Annotated in this window: 16 protein-coding genes; 5 read left to right on the plus strand and 11 right to left on the minus strand. The window is 57.5% G+C overall.

What is annotated here, in order from left to right; genetic code table 11:
* A partial coding sequence (locus ACYVGS_RS14165; RefSeq protein WP_460589329.1) for a hypothetical protein occupies nucleotides 1-186 on the plus strand: 186 nt, incomplete at its 5' end.
* The gene (locus ACYVGS_RS14170; RefSeq protein WP_460589448.1) at nucleotides 114-488 is read left to right on the plus strand and encodes a HipA domain-containing protein; all 375 of its coding nucleotides are present in this window, start codon (nucleotides 114-116) and stop codon (nucleotides 486-488) included. The genes ACYVGS_RS14165 and ACYVGS_RS14170, both read left to right, overlap by 73 nt.
* A gap of 114 nt (nucleotides 489-602) precedes the next feature.
* On the opposite strand, the gene ACYVGS_RS14175 is transcribed toward ACYVGS_RS14170, so the two are convergent.
* The 8 genes from ACYVGS_RS14175 to ACYVGS_RS14210 form a co-directional block, all read right to left on the minus strand.
* Nucleotides 603-1028 carry a DUF6573 family protein gene (locus tag ACYVGS_RS14175; RefSeq protein WP_035230335.1) on the minus strand — a complete coding sequence of 142 codons (426 nt, stop codon included), beginning with the start codon at nucleotides 1026-1028 and terminating at the stop codon, nucleotides 603-605.
* Between the two features lie 93 nt (nucleotides 1029-1121).
* Nucleotides 1122-1637, minus strand: coding sequence for a Mov34/MPN/PAD-1 family protein (locus ACYVGS_RS14180; RefSeq protein WP_460589330.1), 516 nt, complete (start codon nucleotides 1635-1637; stop codon nucleotides 1122-1124).
* 104 nt (nucleotides 1638-1741) lie between these two features.
* Entirely contained in the window at nucleotides 1742-2170 is a 429-nt protein-coding gene (locus ACYVGS_RS14185) for a DUF3577 domain-containing protein (RefSeq protein ID WP_460589331.1), read from the minus strand.
* A gap of 189 nt (nucleotides 2171-2359) precedes the next feature.
* Complete coding sequence (gene parM / locus ACYVGS_RS14190) at nucleotides 2360-3466, minus strand: plasmid segregation protein ParM domain-containing protein (protein WP_460589332.1); 1107 nt, start codon at nucleotides 3464-3466, stop codon at nucleotides 2360-2362.
* A 433-nt stretch (nucleotides 3467-3899) separates the two neighbouring features.
* Nucleotides 3900-4640, minus strand: coding sequence for a PFL_4669 family integrating conjugative element protein (locus ACYVGS_RS14195; RefSeq protein WP_460589333.1), 741 nt, complete (start codon nucleotides 4638-4640; stop codon nucleotides 3900-3902).
* Nucleotides 4641-4827: 187 nt separating this feature from the next.
* A complete protein-coding gene (locus ACYVGS_RS14200) occupies nucleotides 4828-6084 on the minus strand; it encodes an STY4528 family pathogenicity island replication protein (protein ID WP_460589334.1) in 1257 nt (418 codons plus the stop codon).
* A complete protein-coding gene (locus ACYVGS_RS14205) occupies nucleotides 6074-6676 on the minus strand; it encodes a DUF2857 domain-containing protein (RefSeq protein ID WP_014704087.1) in 603 nt (200 codons plus the stop codon). Before ACYVGS_RS14205 ends, ACYVGS_RS14200 begins: the two co-directional genes overlap by 11 nt.
* Entirely contained in the window at nucleotides 6663-8282 is a 1620-nt protein-coding gene (locus tag ACYVGS_RS14210) for a ParB family protein (protein ID WP_460589335.1), read from the minus strand. The genes ACYVGS_RS14205 and ACYVGS_RS14210 overlap by 14 nt, the downstream gene beginning before the upstream one ends.
* Nucleotides 8283-8552: 270 nt before the next feature.
* Between ACYVGS_RS14210 and ACYVGS_RS14215 the strand changes: the two genes are divergently transcribed.
* The gene (locus tag ACYVGS_RS14215; RefSeq protein WP_460589336.1) at nucleotides 8553-9227 is read left to right on the plus strand and encodes a LexA family protein; all 675 of its coding nucleotides are present in this window, start codon (nucleotides 8553-8555) and stop codon (nucleotides 9225-9227) included.
* A gap of 243 nt (nucleotides 9228-9470) precedes the next feature.
* Nucleotides 9471-9719: a helix-turn-helix transcriptional regulator gene (locus ACYVGS_RS14220; RefSeq protein WP_041366655.1), complete on the plus strand. Its 249-nt coding sequence runs from the start codon at nucleotides 9471-9473 to the stop codon at nucleotides 9717-9719.
* On the opposite strand, the gene ACYVGS_RS14225 is transcribed toward ACYVGS_RS14220, so the two are convergent.
* The 3 genes from ACYVGS_RS14225 to guaB all read right to left on the minus strand — a co-directional run bounded on the left by ACYVGS_RS14225 (nucleotide 9703) and on the right by guaB (nucleotide 14272).
* Complete coding sequence (locus ACYVGS_RS14225) at nucleotides 9703-10899, minus strand: tyrosine-type recombinase/integrase (protein ID WP_460589337.1); 1197 nt, start codon at nucleotides 10897-10899, stop codon at nucleotides 9703-9705. The two genes, ACYVGS_RS14220 and ACYVGS_RS14225, sit on opposite strands and share 17 nt — an antisense overlap.
* A gap of 308 nt (nucleotides 10900-11207) precedes the next feature.
* Entirely contained in the window at nucleotides 11208-12788 is a 1581-nt protein-coding gene (gene guaA / locus ACYVGS_RS14230; protein WP_460589338.1) for a glutamine-hydrolyzing GMP synthase, read from the minus strand.
* Nucleotides 12789-12802: 14 nt separating this feature from the next.
* The gene (guaB, locus tag ACYVGS_RS14235) at nucleotides 12803-14272 is read right to left on the minus strand and encodes an IMP dehydrogenase (RefSeq protein WP_460589339.1); all 1470 of its coding nucleotides are present in this window, start codon (nucleotides 14270-14272) and stop codon (nucleotides 12803-12805) included.
* Between the two features lie 77 nt (nucleotides 14273-14349).
* Between guaB and xseA the strand changes: the two genes are divergently transcribed.
* Nucleotides 14350-15723, plus strand: coding sequence for an exodeoxyribonuclease VII large subunit (xseA, locus tag ACYVGS_RS14240; protein ID WP_460589340.1), 1374 nt, complete (start codon nucleotides 14350-14352; stop codon nucleotides 15721-15723).
* Nucleotides 15724-15774: the final 51 nt, after the last annotated feature.

The following is a 15774-nucleotide window of genomic DNA, read 5'->3' on the forward strand; positions in this document are numbered from 1 at the left end:
TTGCCGCCGGCATTATCTCAAATACCTTGCCCTGAAGCAGGGTTTTTCAACAGCCTGCTAGTGATCCGGCCAACGATCTGCAGTATTTACTGCGATGGCAGATTTTCAATGTCCTGGCAGGTAATTCAGATGGTCATGCCAAAAACCTTTCGCTGCTATACCGGGCCAATGGCGAAATACAGCTAGCCCCTTTTTATGATCTCGTTTGCACTCGGGCCATTGAACGTATTGACTATCATCTGGCATTTTCCGTTGGCAATGAAAGAAATCCAGGCATCGTTTCCACAAAGCACTGGGATGACCTGGCGCAACAATGCGGTTTGCGTGCTCGGTTTCTACAAGGCCAGGTGCAGGATGTTGCTGCCAGTCTGTTGGAGCACCTGCAGCCGACGAGAGAAAAGTTTGAAACGTTGTACGGGAAATATCCCGCGCTGCAACGGATCGAAAAGGTCGTGAATAAACAGTGTCGGCGCACGATCAGCGAATAAGTGCGACTGGCAAGGTTCTCAACGAACAACGAACTATGCATCGGCATTTTAATGAAATGGGGGTGCCACTTTATCCCAAGTGGCCAGGGCAAGGAGCCGATTCGATCGGCGACATTAATCTTCGTTGGGCAGCATGATCGTGACGACCGGTTCACCGGCATCACCGGGGCCAACCATCAGTTTCAAACTCACCTCGCCGGCTTCTGTCGAATGCCCGTCTTTCGGCACGCGGTACAACGAGAACAGCAACCGATCACCAGGAGCAGTAGCCGTTCGAATGGCGTAGAACGCCATAAACAGCACGTCCCACAAACGGCCAGACTCGTCCTGGTGCACTTGAAAGCGGTTATCCCGCTCTGTCCAGGCAACGCAATCACACCAAGCGGTGTGGGTAAGTGCGACTGGCCATTTGAAGCCAGCCTCACGTGCCATAGCGGTAACATCGATCAGGACGCCATCCTCGATAGCCTGTGCACGACTGTAACTTGCGACAACAGGACCGAAGACATCTTCCAACGACTTGTGCTCTGAATTTTTCATAAGGTTTCTCCCTGGAGAAATGAATTAGGAAATTCAGGGAGCACCTCCTTCCCATTGGGGAAGAAGACTCCCCAATGGGTTAAGTAAATGGCGTTACAGCAATCCGCGTTCGGCGAAGGAAACTGATTCCCCCACCGTGACCACAAAGTGATCCAGTACACGAATATCAACGAGTGCCAACGCCTCTTTTAAGCGCCGGGTAATCGCTTCGTCCGCGTGACTGGGCTCGGCGACACCACTCGGGTGATTGTGAAAAAACATCACCGCTGCCGCGTTAAGCGTTAGCGCCTGTTGCACCACCACGCGGGGGTACACCGAGGCACCATCAATGGTTCCCTGGAACAACTCTGCGGCTTCGATTACCCGATGCCGGTTATCCAGGTACACACAACCAAAGACTTCCGCTTTGCGTTCAGCCAACAACATCCGCAAGTAATCACGGGTGTGGTTGGGGCTCGGTAGCTCCAGGCCCGGCTGGTGCAGGTCCTGCAAGATCGCAAAGGCCAGCTGCAGCAGGGATTGCTTTTCAGGATCGTTCAACGACGCCATGCGAATGGCTGCAAAACGGTTTTTAGGAATCACCCGGGAGGGTGAGGATTTGGAAGCCATGAGCGGTCTCCTTGAAGAGTCGAGGAGACCTGCCCGGCAAGGGAGAATCTCCCTCGCTGGGTTGAAAGATTGAGCGCATCAACAGATGCGATCAGTTTTGGTCGTCAGGCTACGGCGTTGTGGCTCGCAGACGCAGGTGCCGGAAAAGGCTGACCTTCAACTTTGATCCACTGGAACCGCAGTAACCGGGACTTCAGGCTGATGCCCGTCGTACCGGCTCGATCACCGTTTTTGAAGATGAAGGTTTCGGCTTGCAAATCACTGAGGTGAAAACCCACCAGCACCTTAAATTCAGCTTCCACCGCAGGCATTAGCTGACGCACCAGGTCCTTCGCCTCTTCACCCACCACCACGCACTCGAAATGCGTGTGCTGAACGTTGTCGGCTGGCCCTCGTAGCGCCGCGATGGTGACACTGAGAAAGGGGAGCCCATTCTCGGGTGTTACTTCGCGAACCCGGTTGAGGTAACCGATGCCGTGGATATCAAGATCGAAATACTTCGGTTTTTCAGGGGTAGTTTGTCTACTGGTCATAACAGTTTCTCCTTGAACATAATGGAAAGCCGGAGAACACGATTCCCTGGCGGGAAGGTGTTTCCCGGCAGGGTGAGTAAAATCAGGGCAAGCCCTGACACTGGATTGACGGTAAAACCGCGATGTCACTTGCACAATCCGCTGACATCTTCTTTGCCACTGAGACCGCAGTGGCCACGTACAAAGTCGTTACCCCTCCCTCACCGGGGCGTCGCAGACAAACTGCAGGTACTTGAGCATGCCCCTTGCGTTAGCAAAAGCGGCATGCTCGGCCATAATTTGATTGGGAAACCAGTTGGCAATATCAGCGGCTAACGCAGCACTGCCACCGCCGACGAACAGCACACGATCCAACTCCACACCGAGTCCAAGCTTGCGGCGGGTTTCGGTATAGAGTCGCTCCACCAACTCGCGTTTTGCTTCCGCCACCATGGCCGAGACATCGTGATCCTTGCCATGCAAACGCAACCGATGTGTATCGACGGCCCGACTGATACTCTGCTCGCCGAGCTCGTTGATATCGAACTGTTCCTGTATACGGTTCGCCACGCGAATCTTGACGTTCAGCATGCCGCGATTCAGAGAGCCCGAAGAACCGTGCACAATGCCCTGGTCCTGGACCACCACATAATCCGTGGTGCGGCCACCGATATCGACAATGGCGATGGGCGCGTTGACGCGATCCGCGTCCAACGTCACACCATCATCATCGGTCATAACAATCACATAGTCGTACCAGGCAGCCAGCGCCTCCGGAATAACTTCATGAAAGGCGATGCTCACCTTTAGGAGCCCCTGTTGCGCTGCCCTTTGCGATGCTTTTCTGGCAACAACAGGCTCAACCGCCAATTTCAAACCCTCCCTTTTTGCCTGGATCGCTCGTCGTCGTTGCTGACCATCGTTGCGGTAAAAGGCGGAGACCGGCAACCCCGTCACCACATGGACGGATCGGCCCGACAAACCCGCCTGTTGCAGTGCATGCTGGACGATCACCCGATTCAGGGCCGAGCCCGGGTATTCATCGAATTGAGTGGGCTCACCATCGACCGCACCGACGGAATACACACTGCCACCGGTTTCGTACTCAAAAATTTTCTGTTCCTCATCCCGTATCCAGGTGACACCGGCCGATCCCATGCGTGCCCGCGAAGGCACCGCCAGGAGGCGACCATCCGGTAACGCCACTTTGGTATAGGCATAGCCGTCATCGAGACCCACCTGTCCCACCGCCATGGGATTAGTGGTCACGGGTGGTTTGTCTTCGTCAGAAAATTTCTCATCGGTCAGTTCTGTCATGGTGCGATTCCTGATATCAGGGTTAGATGTCTTTACTCACCGATCACTCGTCTCAGGTGCGTAAAGGGTTTTCTGGTGTCGTTTGGGGGAGCAAGCCTGGCGCGTTCGTCGTTGGGTGGGCTGCCAGGTGACCGCGCAGCGTGATCGACCATCGTCTCGGTTGTTCGCGGCTGGACGGAACCAGCTCCGCGACTTCCGTGTGTCTGGGTGGATGTACACGGCTGACTCATAGGCATTGCGTGTGTCGGCAGCGCTTGCTCAGATCTGATGGCCTGACACTCGCTTCGAAATCCCACCAGCAACAGCTGCCGCAACCACTCGTTTTGTCTGCTGTTAGGCAGGCGGCGTAGACGCTGAAGCACCATCGCTTCGAGTGGAATTCGCGTATCGAGTGAGATGACGAGCTGCTGAAGCGTGCTGGTGGCCACGGCGTTCAGCCCTCGTCAGAATCTGCGATGGCGTTGCTATTCAGCTGTTGAAATGCCAGGGGACGCAGAGACGGCAACCGCTCACCATTGAGGATGTCCTGGGGAATCTCGCCCATCCGCTCTCTCGCTTTGATGGCTGCCGGTGTTCCCTGCCGGATATCGGAGCGACGAACGTCCAGGCAGTGATACCCCTGGGGCAACGCAAACACCCGGCGCACCCATCGCCCACTAGCCGACACCTGCTCAATGAGGTCAGTGGGCATGTCGAGACCTAAGTGATGCAACGTCATGTCTGCGCACATCAACCGGTCGTACTCGCCCAGCAACTGTGCTGCGCGAAAGGCATAGGGGTTAGCGAACTGTAACGATACGCGCTGTGGTCGACTCGATTGCGCGACAGTGAATTCGAGAGCACTGTTGGATTCAGTGATAAGGGCGTCCATACTTTGCTGCAATTCCTGCAGCTGTGCGCGGATATCGGCAACGCCCTCTTCCACTTTGAGCAACCACCAGTCGGCATAAGGGTCGTCGAATCGGACGGCCTGCCATAGCGACTTCAGCCGATCTGCAAAACCGATCAATCCCATAATGGCAGGCTTGCCATCGACTGCACGGCGGCCGCGGATCAGGCTCTGGGCCTGATAGGTCTGAATCGTCAACCAGACTTCACCTTGCAGGGCGCCTGGCACTGACTCGTTTTGATTTTCGGCTGTACTCTCGTGTGACTGCTCTGCGTCTGAATTCATTTGCGTCATTCCCTTCAAGATCAACTCTGACGTGCTATGAATCCACGAATGGGAAAATGACACCACGGAATATCCATCCGACTGATGCAGTGTTTTGTGTTGTTGCGATCAGATGGTTCCAGTGGAAACAGTGCGGGGAAGTAACGACGGTGGGGTGTCACATCGTGTGTGATAACGGGCGGTCGCGCTATTTATCCATATTCAATGATGCTCGTAACTTGGCCAGCTGCTCACGCCCATAGGCTTGGTTTCGTGCTCGCTCTTCAGCCGCTTTAGTTTTCTGTTCTTCGTTTTCTGGCGGTGGTACGTGATGTGCCCGATCTTGTCTTGCCTCGGCCACCTTGATCCCGAGGTTGGGCACAAATTCGCCTTGTTGTGCCGCCTTGCACAGCGAATGCAAGAACCGCAGCTCGTCATAAACCGGCTTCATGCCTTTTTGCTCAGACTCCAGACGACCCTGAAGTTCGTCGAGCACCAACTGCCGATCATCAAGATCGATCATGGCAAGATACCTGTCCGCCAGGTGTTTCTGGTTCTCCGACAAGCGCGGCGGATAGATCAGCGCTCGCTCTGTCACCGACGGGACTGATGGATTGGATTCAGAAAATGTTTTCTCTTCATGGTTTGTATTTTGTGTAGTGGTTGTTGTAGTTGTTTTTTTATAATGACTACTACAACGACTACTGTAGTGTTCCTTTTCCTCCGCCTTTGAATTTTGGTCATGGACGGATTGTGCTGATGCGCAGGCCCCGGACGAATTTTTCAGTTTCCCGATAGTCGCGGCGTGAAAGGTAAAATAACGACCGCTTTTGCTGTGGTTTCCGCTGGAATCTGACAATTGTTGGGCGGCCTGCAGTCGACGCTCAATAGTTGACTCCTTCCGTCCTAACGACTCGCCATTCTGAATGTCCTTATCCAGACTCTCCAACACAGCTTGCGCCACGCGCCGGACGCGGGCGTGATGATGTTCCTGGGATTGGGTGACGAATGCCATGTAGGACTCATCCAGGTACAGGGCATCGACCAGAGGCAGGGGTTCATCGTGAAGACTGTAGACATTGCCAGTGAAACGGCCGCTTTTTTGACGCACTCTGGCACACAGCGTTAGCCAACGCGTCAAGCGCAGAATGGCAATAGCGCGAGAGACAGTGGAGGTTGAGGAAACGTTGGTTTTAGCCGCAATGGTATCGTAATCGGGGAACGCCGTTCGTCCTCCAGTCTCCCTGGCATGGAGCATGATAACCATCCATACCAGTTTATCGACGGGTTCCAACACCGGGTCCTGGATGACCATGGCCGGCACGGCCTGATGCCAATTCCCCATGAACAACATGGCATCCGGTAACGATGGATCACTCTGGGCACGAACCTTGGCAACAGTTGCCTTGATTAAAGCGTCGAGAGCAACAGTTTCTGGTCGCAGCGCATCCGCATCATGGGCCATTCTCGACAACCCGCCCGGACGTCGCGGCACTGCTTCCCTCACCGTAGGTTTCCCAACGCTGCACCAGCGCCCAAATCGATCGCAATCCAATGCCTGTCTGTTGCTGTAGGTCGAGATAGTCCTCTGCAGTTAATGTGGATTTGTCATCCGCCTGAACCTTATCCTGCCAGGCATACCAGAGCGCGTGGGTATCGGTTTCATTCAGTTCGGGAGGCCGGCCCACGGCCGGCGCCAGCGTCAACAATCGGCGCCATCGCGTGTACTCCCGAGAACTCACACCAAACAGCTGCTGCATCATCTCTAACGGTGCGTCCGCGACCAGCAATGTTCGCTGCAGATCCTCAGATTCCCGCTGATGACGCAGGTGATCGAGCATCGGCCAAAAAACATCACGATTGAGACCAATCTGCAGACAGTGCACACGCAGTGCATCGGCCCGATAGAGATCGGCCAGATTCATCTCTTTCAGGGCGTCCAGTTCTTTGGGGCCAAAGTTCATGGCGCGCAATGCCTGCTGATCCCCCTCTGCCAGACAGCGCATGGCGTACAACAGCACGGCGGTGGTGAGGTCGGCTTCCTTATTGGACGACATCGCTTTCACCGCCTTGTTGCGCCCAAAGCTCGACCCCGGTATCGAAAGCTAACCGTTTAATGCTCCGGTAGGATTCCATCATTTGCAGCAGACGCTGCCAGTCTGGCGGGTTCAATTGTTGCCAGAGCTGGCTGTTGAGATGGCCGGGATCAGGCGTCCAGACACTGCCAAAGAGCAAACCGGCATCATGGAATGCCAAGGCCTGGTATAGGGGCGAGTCTTTATCAAGGTAGGCCAGGACAATGTCAGTGGGAGCGACAGTTAACTCTGAGCTTGCAGCCAACTGCCACCAGAGTGCGGACACTAAATCCAGCATGTCCTGGTCAATGGATTCCCGCAGTTCCAGTGAAGGCACATCAATCAGCAGAAAGCCCAAGCCCTGATCCGGCAGACGAATGACTGTCTCGTGCAGTCCGTGGGATACCGCCAAGGTTACGGCGCAGTCCCACAACTGGCTCCGCAAAACGTCAAGATTTCTTTGTTGACCACCTTTTTGGGAATTCGGCGCAGAGGTCAACTCAGCCGGCATGTTCGGTTGGTCTTTGCTTTTGTCGCGACCACTCGTCGGTGAATCGATGTCAGCGGGCTGCTTTTCCAATGTCGTCGTATTCGATGACGGCCCACTATCAGAATGCTCCGGGTGTTCCGAGTCCCTGTCAGCCCCCGGTTCTGTAGCCTCTTCGGTATGAGCGGGGAGGCTGAATGCGCGGCCCGATAGTTGCGCCTCCATCTCCAGATGAATCACTTGGCGATTCAGTTCGGACTCCACGGCGATCTCATTTTCCAATGCATCGCGCAGTGGCTGAATGTCCCATTCGGCGCCATCATGACGGCGACACAACTCGGCAAAGATCGCATCGAAAACGGTGTTATCCCCCAATTGGCGACGATCCCAGATCGCTCGGGCAGCGCGTTCAAGGGCTCGGATCTTTTCCACCTGTGGCCGACCCAATCCGGCAGCCAAGGCTTTTGGCATCAATGGCCACAAGGTCTCAACGGCATATCCCATTTTGGAAATCATGCTGTGGCTGAGCCCGAAACCTCTCTCTCTGAACAACTCTTCCAGTTGGCGCTGAGACAGGCTCTCAACCTCCATCTCGCTTTCGAGGAGATTCTTTGCTTCGAATACGGCCAACGCTTTATCGATGAAAGGCAAACCGCCGCGCAATTCGTTTTCCCGGAGGTGGGCAAAAAGTACATTGGACTCTTGCGACCAGGGCTTGACGACGCAATCAATCCAGCGAAATCGCTCATCGCCGGTTTCGTCCAAAAGCTCCTTCAGTATCCTCAGCCGTGTATTGCCGCCACTGTGGAGCACATAATCAGCAGCCCCCGGCTCCTGTGATAGCACCAATGGTTGATCCAGGCCTTCAGCCTGGATCGACGCCTTTATTCGATCGTATTCCGGGTTCTGCTGCCGGCGGGGATTGCGGGAGTAATGGTGGATACGAGTGACGTCTACACGGGTGATCTCGTGGGCGGATGGCGATCTCTCAGGCGTCATCGTTACCACCTGCTTCTTGTGCACCCGATTCAGGCACGACGCCGTAGAAAATCTCTGGATGTCGAACCATGCTCGCCCGAGGCACAGGCTCCAGTCGACCATCCGAAAGGTCCGCCACAGTACGGGTGTAATGCTCGATTTGCGTCGCCATCAATGGACTGGCATATCGATGCTGGCCGGCAATCTGATACAAGTAGGAGACTGAGTCGCCACACGCCGCAGCGACGTCGGCCCGCTCCCGCTTGGTTGCCACTTTGAGAAAGTCCTTTAGCTCCATGCGTAAAAACATTAGCACCGTGCGAATCATCGGGCAACGACAAGCACCACGTTTTTGCTTAGCATCCTGCTAAATTATCTGCTAAAGTATTTCGCATGACGCTAAAACTTAACCAGATCCGGCTCCACAATCTTGAGGTTCTGATTGCCGAAGCGGGGTCAGCTGCCAAGTTGGCGCGCGCGGCTGGGACCAATAGCTCCTACCTCAGCCAGGTGCGCAACCAGCTCCCCACCAAAAAAGGAACGCCCCGCTCTATTGGAGATGAGCTGGCGGAGAAACTGGAAAAGGCCATGAATAAAGACCAAGGATGGATGGATACCCCCCATGCGGACGGGGCACGACAAGAGGAACACAACGCCCACGACGGCCCGGATTTGCGCAGTCTCCACCCGCTGATATCCTGGGTTCAAGCGGGGAACTGGTATGAGATTTCTGAAAGTTTCGTGCCGGCCTACGGTGCGGAGCTTTTACCCTGCCCGGTGTGCTGTAGTCCTGAATCCTTTGTACTTAGGGTTCGCGGTAGCAGTATGGAACCCAAGTTTCATGAGGGCGACCTGATTTTTGTTGACCCCAATGTTTCACCTGACCACGGAAAGTACGTGGTTGTTCGACTCGATGAATCCAATGAAGCCACGTTCAAACAGTTAATTATTGAAGAGGGCAAGCAGTACCTGAAGGCGCTCAACCCTGACTGGCCGAATCGCATTATCGAAGTGGATGAAGAAGCGACAATCTGTGGAGTCATTGTCTTCAAGGGGGAGGTGGTCTGAGTTTTCCCAGCCGGCCCAGAGACACGAGCAACAATAATTTCGAGTGATCGAATGCAGCGCAAATATGGTGAATGACGCTGTCACGGCAACACTCCTAAGTCCGTCGCCCCATCCTGATGCAGTAATTGTTTATCACATTGCTAAACATTCTCTTTTGCCAAAATGATTTGCACGGTGCTAACGTTTAGTTTTTGGCAAGCCTAAGACTCTGACACGTGCGGTCCGGAGCAAGAGTGAGAAGCAATGGATGACGGACACCCTACTCGACCAAGAAAGACTTTAATCAATCGAAAAACATTACTGGCTATGATTCCGCTTTCGGATCGCGCCATCTTCAATATGGAGAAACGAGGCGACTTTCCGCGCAGAATCGTGCTGACAAGCCGCAATGTCGCCTGGGACTTGGCCGAGGTGGAAAAGTGGATCGAATCGCGCAAAGAGTCTGAAGATCAACCTATCCGGCCAGGGATCCCCATTAACGTTTCACGCTAGTCCACTCGTCAATCATGTCAGCCCAGTCTTGCAACATCGCCGCCCGTTGCTCCCGGTATTCGGCTTTATTGTAAATTGCCCTTACTCCTTTCTGCTCATGGGCAAGACACTTTTCAATCCAATCAGTGTTGTAGCCTGCTTCATGCAATAAGGTGCTGGCTGTGCGACGCAGATCGTGCGGACCAAATTTACCAAGCTGTTCACCATCCTTTTGTGCAGCCTGATACGTCAGGGCAAGAACGCGATTCAAAGTCGCTGCACTCATAGGCAAGTCGGAATCATACCGCGAGGGAAGCACAAATTCAGAGCCACCGGCAAAGGTCTTCAGTGCGATAAAGATATCCAGTGCCTGGCGAGACAGAAACACCAAATGTGGATTTCGTCGCTTCATACGCTGTTTCGGGATCGTCCAGAGTGCCTCGCTAAAATTGATCTCTTCCCAGGTGGCGTTGGACAACTCGGATTTTCTGACCATGGTCAATAACAGCAGCTTGATTGCGGCTCTATATTGCGGCGAGGTCCCGATTCGATCCATGTACCGATACATCAGACCAATTTCGGCAGGACTCAGGGCGCGGTCTCGGGGTTCGAATCTGGCGATACTGTTGGGGCGAACCATTTCAGCGGGGTTTTCAACTTTCTGTCCGCGCTCGATCGCCCACCGATAAACCTGTAATACCACTTCTCGAGCGTGGACGGCTGTTGCTGGTGCGCCTCTTTCCACGATGGCATCGGTCACTGCCCGGAGATCCTCATGTGTGATCTCAGATAATTTCTGATTGCTGAAGCGCTTTTTCAACTCGCGGTTGTAGACCGATTTACGCATGTCGCGTGTCGAGTCAGCCATCTGATAGCCGCGCAACCATTTTTCAGCCCATGCCCCGAATGTTTCGGCATCCTTCACGCGCGATTTGTCGCGCGCTTTCTCTCTGGCCGGGGATTTGCCGGCTGCAATCATTTTCTTTGCTTCGCTCAGCAGTTCCCGCGCTTCCGCCAGTGTGATACCGCCACTGCCATATCGACCGATGGTCAACGTCTCCTGACGGCCGCTGATGGAGTAGTTATGTCTAAAAGAGATTGTCCCTGCCGGTGTGACTGCTACGTAAAGGCCGTCTCGGTCGTTGACCTTGTAGAGCTTGTCTTGAGGCTTCAGGTTGCGAAGCTTGGTATCGGTCAGCATGGCTAATCCTCCTTTTCTCGTCCTTAATACCATGATCAAACATGCCGTATTTTTCGCCTATATTTCCTTTAATATCAGCATGTTAGTGATTTTCGATACCATGACTACTGCAAAACTCATGGCATGGTATTTCTTTGAGGTCGCGGCATCAGTTCGAACAATACCATCAAAAATACCATGAAAAAAGTTTGCTTGAGGGTGCTAGGGAGTGCCTGACATTGCCAGGAAAAATAAAGAAAAACCCATTTATATCAATGGGTTAATAGGGGTTTACTGCTTGTGAATGCCAGCCAGTGCCAGACGTGGAATCATTCCCACTCGATCGTCGCCGGCGGCTTGCTGCTAACATCGTAGGTGACCCGGGAGACCCCCGAAATCTCATTGATGATCCGGTTGGACACCGTTTCCAGCAGGTCATAGGGCAGGTGTGCCCAGCGGGCGGTCATGAAGTCGATGGTTTCCACGGCGCGCAGGGCAATCACCCACTCGTAGCGGCGACCGTCGCCGACCACGCCGACGGATTTCACCGGCAGGAAAACCGCGAAGGCCTGACTGGTCTTGTGGTACCAGTCCGCCTTGTGCAGCTCCTCGATGAAAATGGCATCCGCACGGCGCAGCAGGTCGGCGTATTCCTTCTTCACCTCACCGAGGATCCGCACACCCAGGCCTGGGCCCGGGAAGGGGTGGCGGTAGACCATGTCGTAGGGCAGGCCCAACTCCAGGCCGATGCGCCGCACCTCGTCCTTGAACAGCTCGCGCAGGGGCTCCACCAGCTGCATCTTCATGGTTTCGGGCAGGCCGCCCACATTGTGGTGGGACTTGATCACGTGGGCCTTGCCGGTCTTGGCGCCGGCGGACTCGATCACGTCGGGGTAGATGGTGCCCTGGGCCAGCCAGTTGACATCCTGCAGCTTGGTGGCCTCGTCGTCGAAGACATCGATGAAGGTATTGCCGATGATCTTGCGTTTGGCCTCGGGGTCGTCGACACCCGCCAGTTTGCCCAGGAACAACGCCTCGGCGTTGACCCGGATCACTTTCACCCCCATGTTGCGGGCGAACATATCCATCACCTGGTCGCCTTCCTGCAGGCGCAGCAGACCGTTGTCGACGAATACGCAGGTCAGCTGATCGCCAATGGCGCGGTGCAGCAGCGCCGCCACCACCGAGGAGTCGACCCCGCCGGAGAGGCCCAGCAGCACCTTGTCGCTGCCCACGGTGTCGCGGACCCGGGCAATGGCGTCCTCGACAATATTGGCCGGCGTCCACAGGGCGTCACAGCCACAGAGCTCCAGCACGAAGTGTTCGACAATGCGCTTTCCCTGCAGGGTGTGGGTCACCTCGGGGTGGAACTGAATGCCGAAAAAGGGCTTTTCCCTGTGGGCCATGCCGGCGATCGGACAGCTGTCCGTCTCGGCGATGACCTCAAAGCCCTCGGGCAGGCCACTGACCTTGTCGCCGTGGCTCATCCACACGTCCAGCAGGCCGCTGCCGTCGTGGTCCAGGTGGTCGCGGATATCGTGCAGCAACCCGCTACCCTGGCCGACCACGCGAATGCGGGCATAGCCGAACTCGCTGGTGGGTGAGGCGCTCACGGTACCACCGAACTGGGCGGCCATGGTCTGCATGCCGTAGCAGATCCCCAGCACCGGCACGCCGAGCTGGAAGACGCACTCGGGCGCGCGGGGCGAGCCCTCTGCGGGGACCGACTCGGGCCCCCCGGACAGGATAATGCCACTGGGGGCGAAGTCGCGGATGGCCGCCTCGTCCAGGTCGTAGGCATGGATTTCACTGTACACACCGATCTCGCGCACGCGGCGCGCGATCAGCTGGGTGTACTGTGAGCCGAAATCCAGGATCAGGATGCGGCTGGCGTGGATATCGGCGGTCATGGGCAGGTCTGGCCTCAGCGGATGGGGTAGTTGGGCGCTTCCTTGGTGATCGACACGTCATGGACGTGGCTCTCGGACATGCCGGCGGCGGTCACCTTGACGAACTCGGGACGGGTGCGCATGTCCTCGATGGTGTGGCTGCCGGTGTAGCCCATGGCCGAGCGCACGCCGCCCATGAGCTGATGAATGATCGCGGACACGGGGCCCTTGTAGGGGACGCGCCCCTCGATGCCCTCGGGCACCAGTTTGTCGGAGCCCTTGCTGGCATCCTGGAAGTAGCGATCGGAGGAACCCTGGGTGCGCGACATGGCACCCAGGGAGCCCATGCCGCGATAGGCCTTGTAGGTCCGCCCCTGGTACAGCTCCACCTCACCGGGGGCTTCCTCGGTACCGGCAAACATGCTGCCCATCATGACGCAGTGGGCGCCGGCGACCAGTGCCTTGGCGATATCACCGGAGAAGCGTACACCGCCGTCGGCAATGATGGGAATTTCGCGCCCCGCCAGGGCCTCGACCACATTGGCGATAGCCGTAATCTGGGGTACGCCGGTACCGGTGACCACACGGGTGGTGCAGATGGAGCCGGGGCCGATGCCCACCTTGACGCCGTCGGCGCCCGCCTCGACCAACGCCAGCGCCGCGGCGCCGGTGGCAATATTGCCGCCAATAATCTGGACAGAGGGAAAGTTCTGCTTGATCCAGCGCACGCGGTCGATCACGTTGCGGGAGTGCCCGTGGGCGGTATCCACCACCAGCACGTCCACGCCGGCGCGGACCAGGGCCTCGACGCGCTGGTCGGTATCCGCGCTGGTGCCCACCGAGGCGCCGACGCGCAGTTGGCCGTAGGAGTCCTTGGAGGCCAGGGGAAAGCTCTCGGCCTTGTCAAAATCCTTTACCGTGATCATGCCACGGAGCTCGAAATTTTCCCCTACCACGAGGATCTTCTCGATCCGGTGCTGGTGCAGGAGACGCTGAACTTCCTCGGCACTGGCGCCTTCGCGTACGGTTACCAGCTTGGTCTTGGGAGTCATGATTTCCGACACCAGCTTGGTGGGGTCGGACTCGAAACGCGTATCGCGGCGGGTCACGATACCCACCAGATCCTCGCCGTCCAGTACCGGCACCCCGGAAATCCCGTGGGCCCCGGTCAACTCGCGCAGCTCCGTCAGGGTCGCGGTCTGCTGGATAGTGATCGGATCCTTCACCACACCGCTTTCAAACTTCTTCACCCGCCGCACTTCCTCGGCCTGCTCGGCCACGGTCATGCTCTTGTGGATGATCCCGATCCCCCCCTCCTGGGCCAGGGCGATAGCCAGGCGAGCCTCGGTCACCGTGTCCATGGCTGCCGAAACAAGGGGTATGTTCAGCTCGATGTCTCGCGTTAGCCGGGTGCGCAGGGACACCGCGGAAGGCACCACCTCGGAATACCCGGGCAGCAGCAGAACATCGTCAAAGGTAAGGGCTTCCTGAGCAATTCGCAGCATGGGGCGTCTCCGGCTGGCAGCCTGAAATTAAACGTGCAATTATAAGTGTTTGACCCACCTCAGGTAAACCAGCCAGCGTGTTCAGTCAGCCCGGACCAGCCGAAATTCCCAGCTTTACCGTCGCCCAGCTCAACCGCGAGGTCCGGCGCCTGCTCGAAGGCCATTTCGACTTCATCTGGGTGGAGGGCGAGATCGGCAATTTCGCCGCGCCCTCCTCCGGCCACTGGTACTTCACCCTCAAGGACAGCGCGGCGCAGGTGCGCTGTGCGATGTTCCGCAACCGCAACCAGCGCGTGCGCCTGAAACCCGCCAGCGGCCTGGCGGTGCGCCTGCGCTGCCGGGTGTCCCTCTACGAGGGCCGCGGCGAGTTTCAGCTGATAGTCGAACACATGGAGCACGCCGGCGCCGGCGCCCTGCAGGCGGCCTTCGAGGCGCTCAAGGCACGACTGCAGGCAGAGGGCCTGTTCGATCTGGCGCGCAAGCGCGCACTGCCCGCCGACCTGCAGACCCTCGGGGTGATCACTTCACCGACCGGCGCAGCAATCCACGACGTGCTGACGGTGCTCCGGCGGCGTTGCCCCAGCCTGCGGGTCTATCTGCTGCCAGTACCGGTACAGGGAGAGGCTGCCGCGCCTGCCATTGTCGAGGCACTGGCGCGGGCCAACCGCTGGGCAGCTGCCGGGGAGCTGGCGCTGGACGCGCTATTGCTCACCCGCGGCGGCGGCTCCCTGGAGGACCTCTGGGCCTTCAACGAGGAATCCGTGGCGCGGGCCATCGCCACCAGTACCCTGCCCGTCGTCAGCGCCGTGGGCCACGAGGTCGACATCAGCATCGCCGACCTGGTCGCCGACCAGCGGGCCCCCACCCCCTCGGCGGCCGCCGAGCTGCTGAGCCCCGACACTCAGGCCTGGCTGTCGCGACTGAACCAGCTTGAACGACAGCTCACCGGCCTGATGCGGCGCCGACTCGCCGATGCGGGCCGGGAGCTGAACCACCTGCAGCAGCGCCTGCGCCACCCCGGGGCCCTGTTGCGCGAGCAGGCACAGCGCCTGGACGAGCTGGAGCAGCGCATGATCCGCGCCCAGCGACAAACTCTGCGCCAGAACCAGTCCAGGCTCGCCTTGCTGCAGCAGAGACTGCAGGGACGCAATCCGGCCCAGCGGGTCGGCCAGCACCAACGCGACGTGGTCGCATTGCAACAGCGGCTGCAGCGGGCGATGCAGGCCCGTCTGGAGCGGGCGCGAACCCGCCTGGCACATGTCGGGCAGCTGCTGGACTCGGTCAGCCCCCTGGCAACGCTGCAGCGGGGCTACGCGATACTGACGACGGAGAGCGGCGAGGTCGTTCGTTCGGCGGAGCAGGTGACCCCGGGAGACACCCTGCGGGCGCGGCTGGCGGAAGGCCGGCTGCGACTCACCGTTGAGCGGGACAGGTCAAAGGACGAGCCCTAGCACCCTGCTTTGAGGTTGGGCTTCGCCCCCGGGGCCCGGGAGCGGAGAAAC

The organism is Haliea atlantica (assembly GCF_054779855.1).

Excerpts from the sequence above, each read along its gene's own strand:
- ACYVGS_RS14180 (WP_460589330.1), bottom strand. The coding sequence starts at position 1,637 with ATGGCTTCCAAATCCTCACCCTCCCGGGTGATTCCTAAAAACCGTTTT.
- ACYVGS_RS14200 (WP_460589334.1), bottom strand. The coding sequence starts at position 6,084 with ATGGCCCATGATGCGGATGCGCTGCGACCAGAAACTGTTGCTCTCGAC.
- ACYVGS_RS14185 (WP_460589331.1), bottom strand. The coding sequence starts at position 2,170 with ATGACCAGTAGACAAACTACCCCTGAAAAACCGAAGTATTTCGATCTT.
- ACYVGS_RS14205 (WP_014704087.1), bottom strand. The coding sequence starts at position 6,676 with ATGTCGTCCAATAAGGAAGCCGACCTCACCACCGCCGTGCTGTTGTAC.
- guaB (WP_460589339.1), bottom strand. The coding sequence starts at position 14,272 with ATGCTGCGAATTGCTCAGGAAGCCCTTACCTTTGACGATGTTCTGCTG.
- ACYVGS_RS14215 (WP_460589336.1), top strand. The coding sequence starts at position 8,553 with ATGACGCTAAAACTTAACCAGATCCGGCTCCACAATCTTGAGGTTCTG.
- ACYVGS_RS14225 (WP_460589337.1), bottom strand. The coding sequence starts at position 10,899 with ATGCTGACCGATACCAAGCTTCGCAACCTGAAGCCTCAAGACAAGCTC.
- guaA (WP_460589338.1), bottom strand. The coding sequence starts at position 12,788 with ATGACCGCCGATATCCACGCCAGCCGCATCCTGATCCTGGATTTCGGC.
- parM (WP_460589332.1), bottom strand. The coding sequence starts at position 3,466 with ATGACAGAACTGACCGATGAGAAATTTTCTGACGAAGACAAACCACCC.
- ACYVGS_RS14195 (WP_460589333.1), bottom strand. The coding sequence starts at position 4,640 with ATGAATTCAGACGCAGAGCAGTCACACGAGAGTACAGCCGAAAATCAA.
- ACYVGS_RS14220 (WP_041366655.1), top strand. The coding sequence starts at position 9,471 with ATGGATGACGGACACCCTACTCGACCAAGAAAGACTTTAATCAATCGA.
- ACYVGS_RS14210 (WP_460589335.1), bottom strand. The coding sequence starts at position 8,282 with ATGGTCGACTGGAGCCTGTGCCTCGGGCGAGCATGGTTCGACATCCAG.
- ACYVGS_RS14175 (WP_035230335.1), bottom strand. The coding sequence starts at position 1,028 with ATGAAAAATTCAGAGCACAAGTCGTTGGAAGATGTCTTCGGTCCTGTT.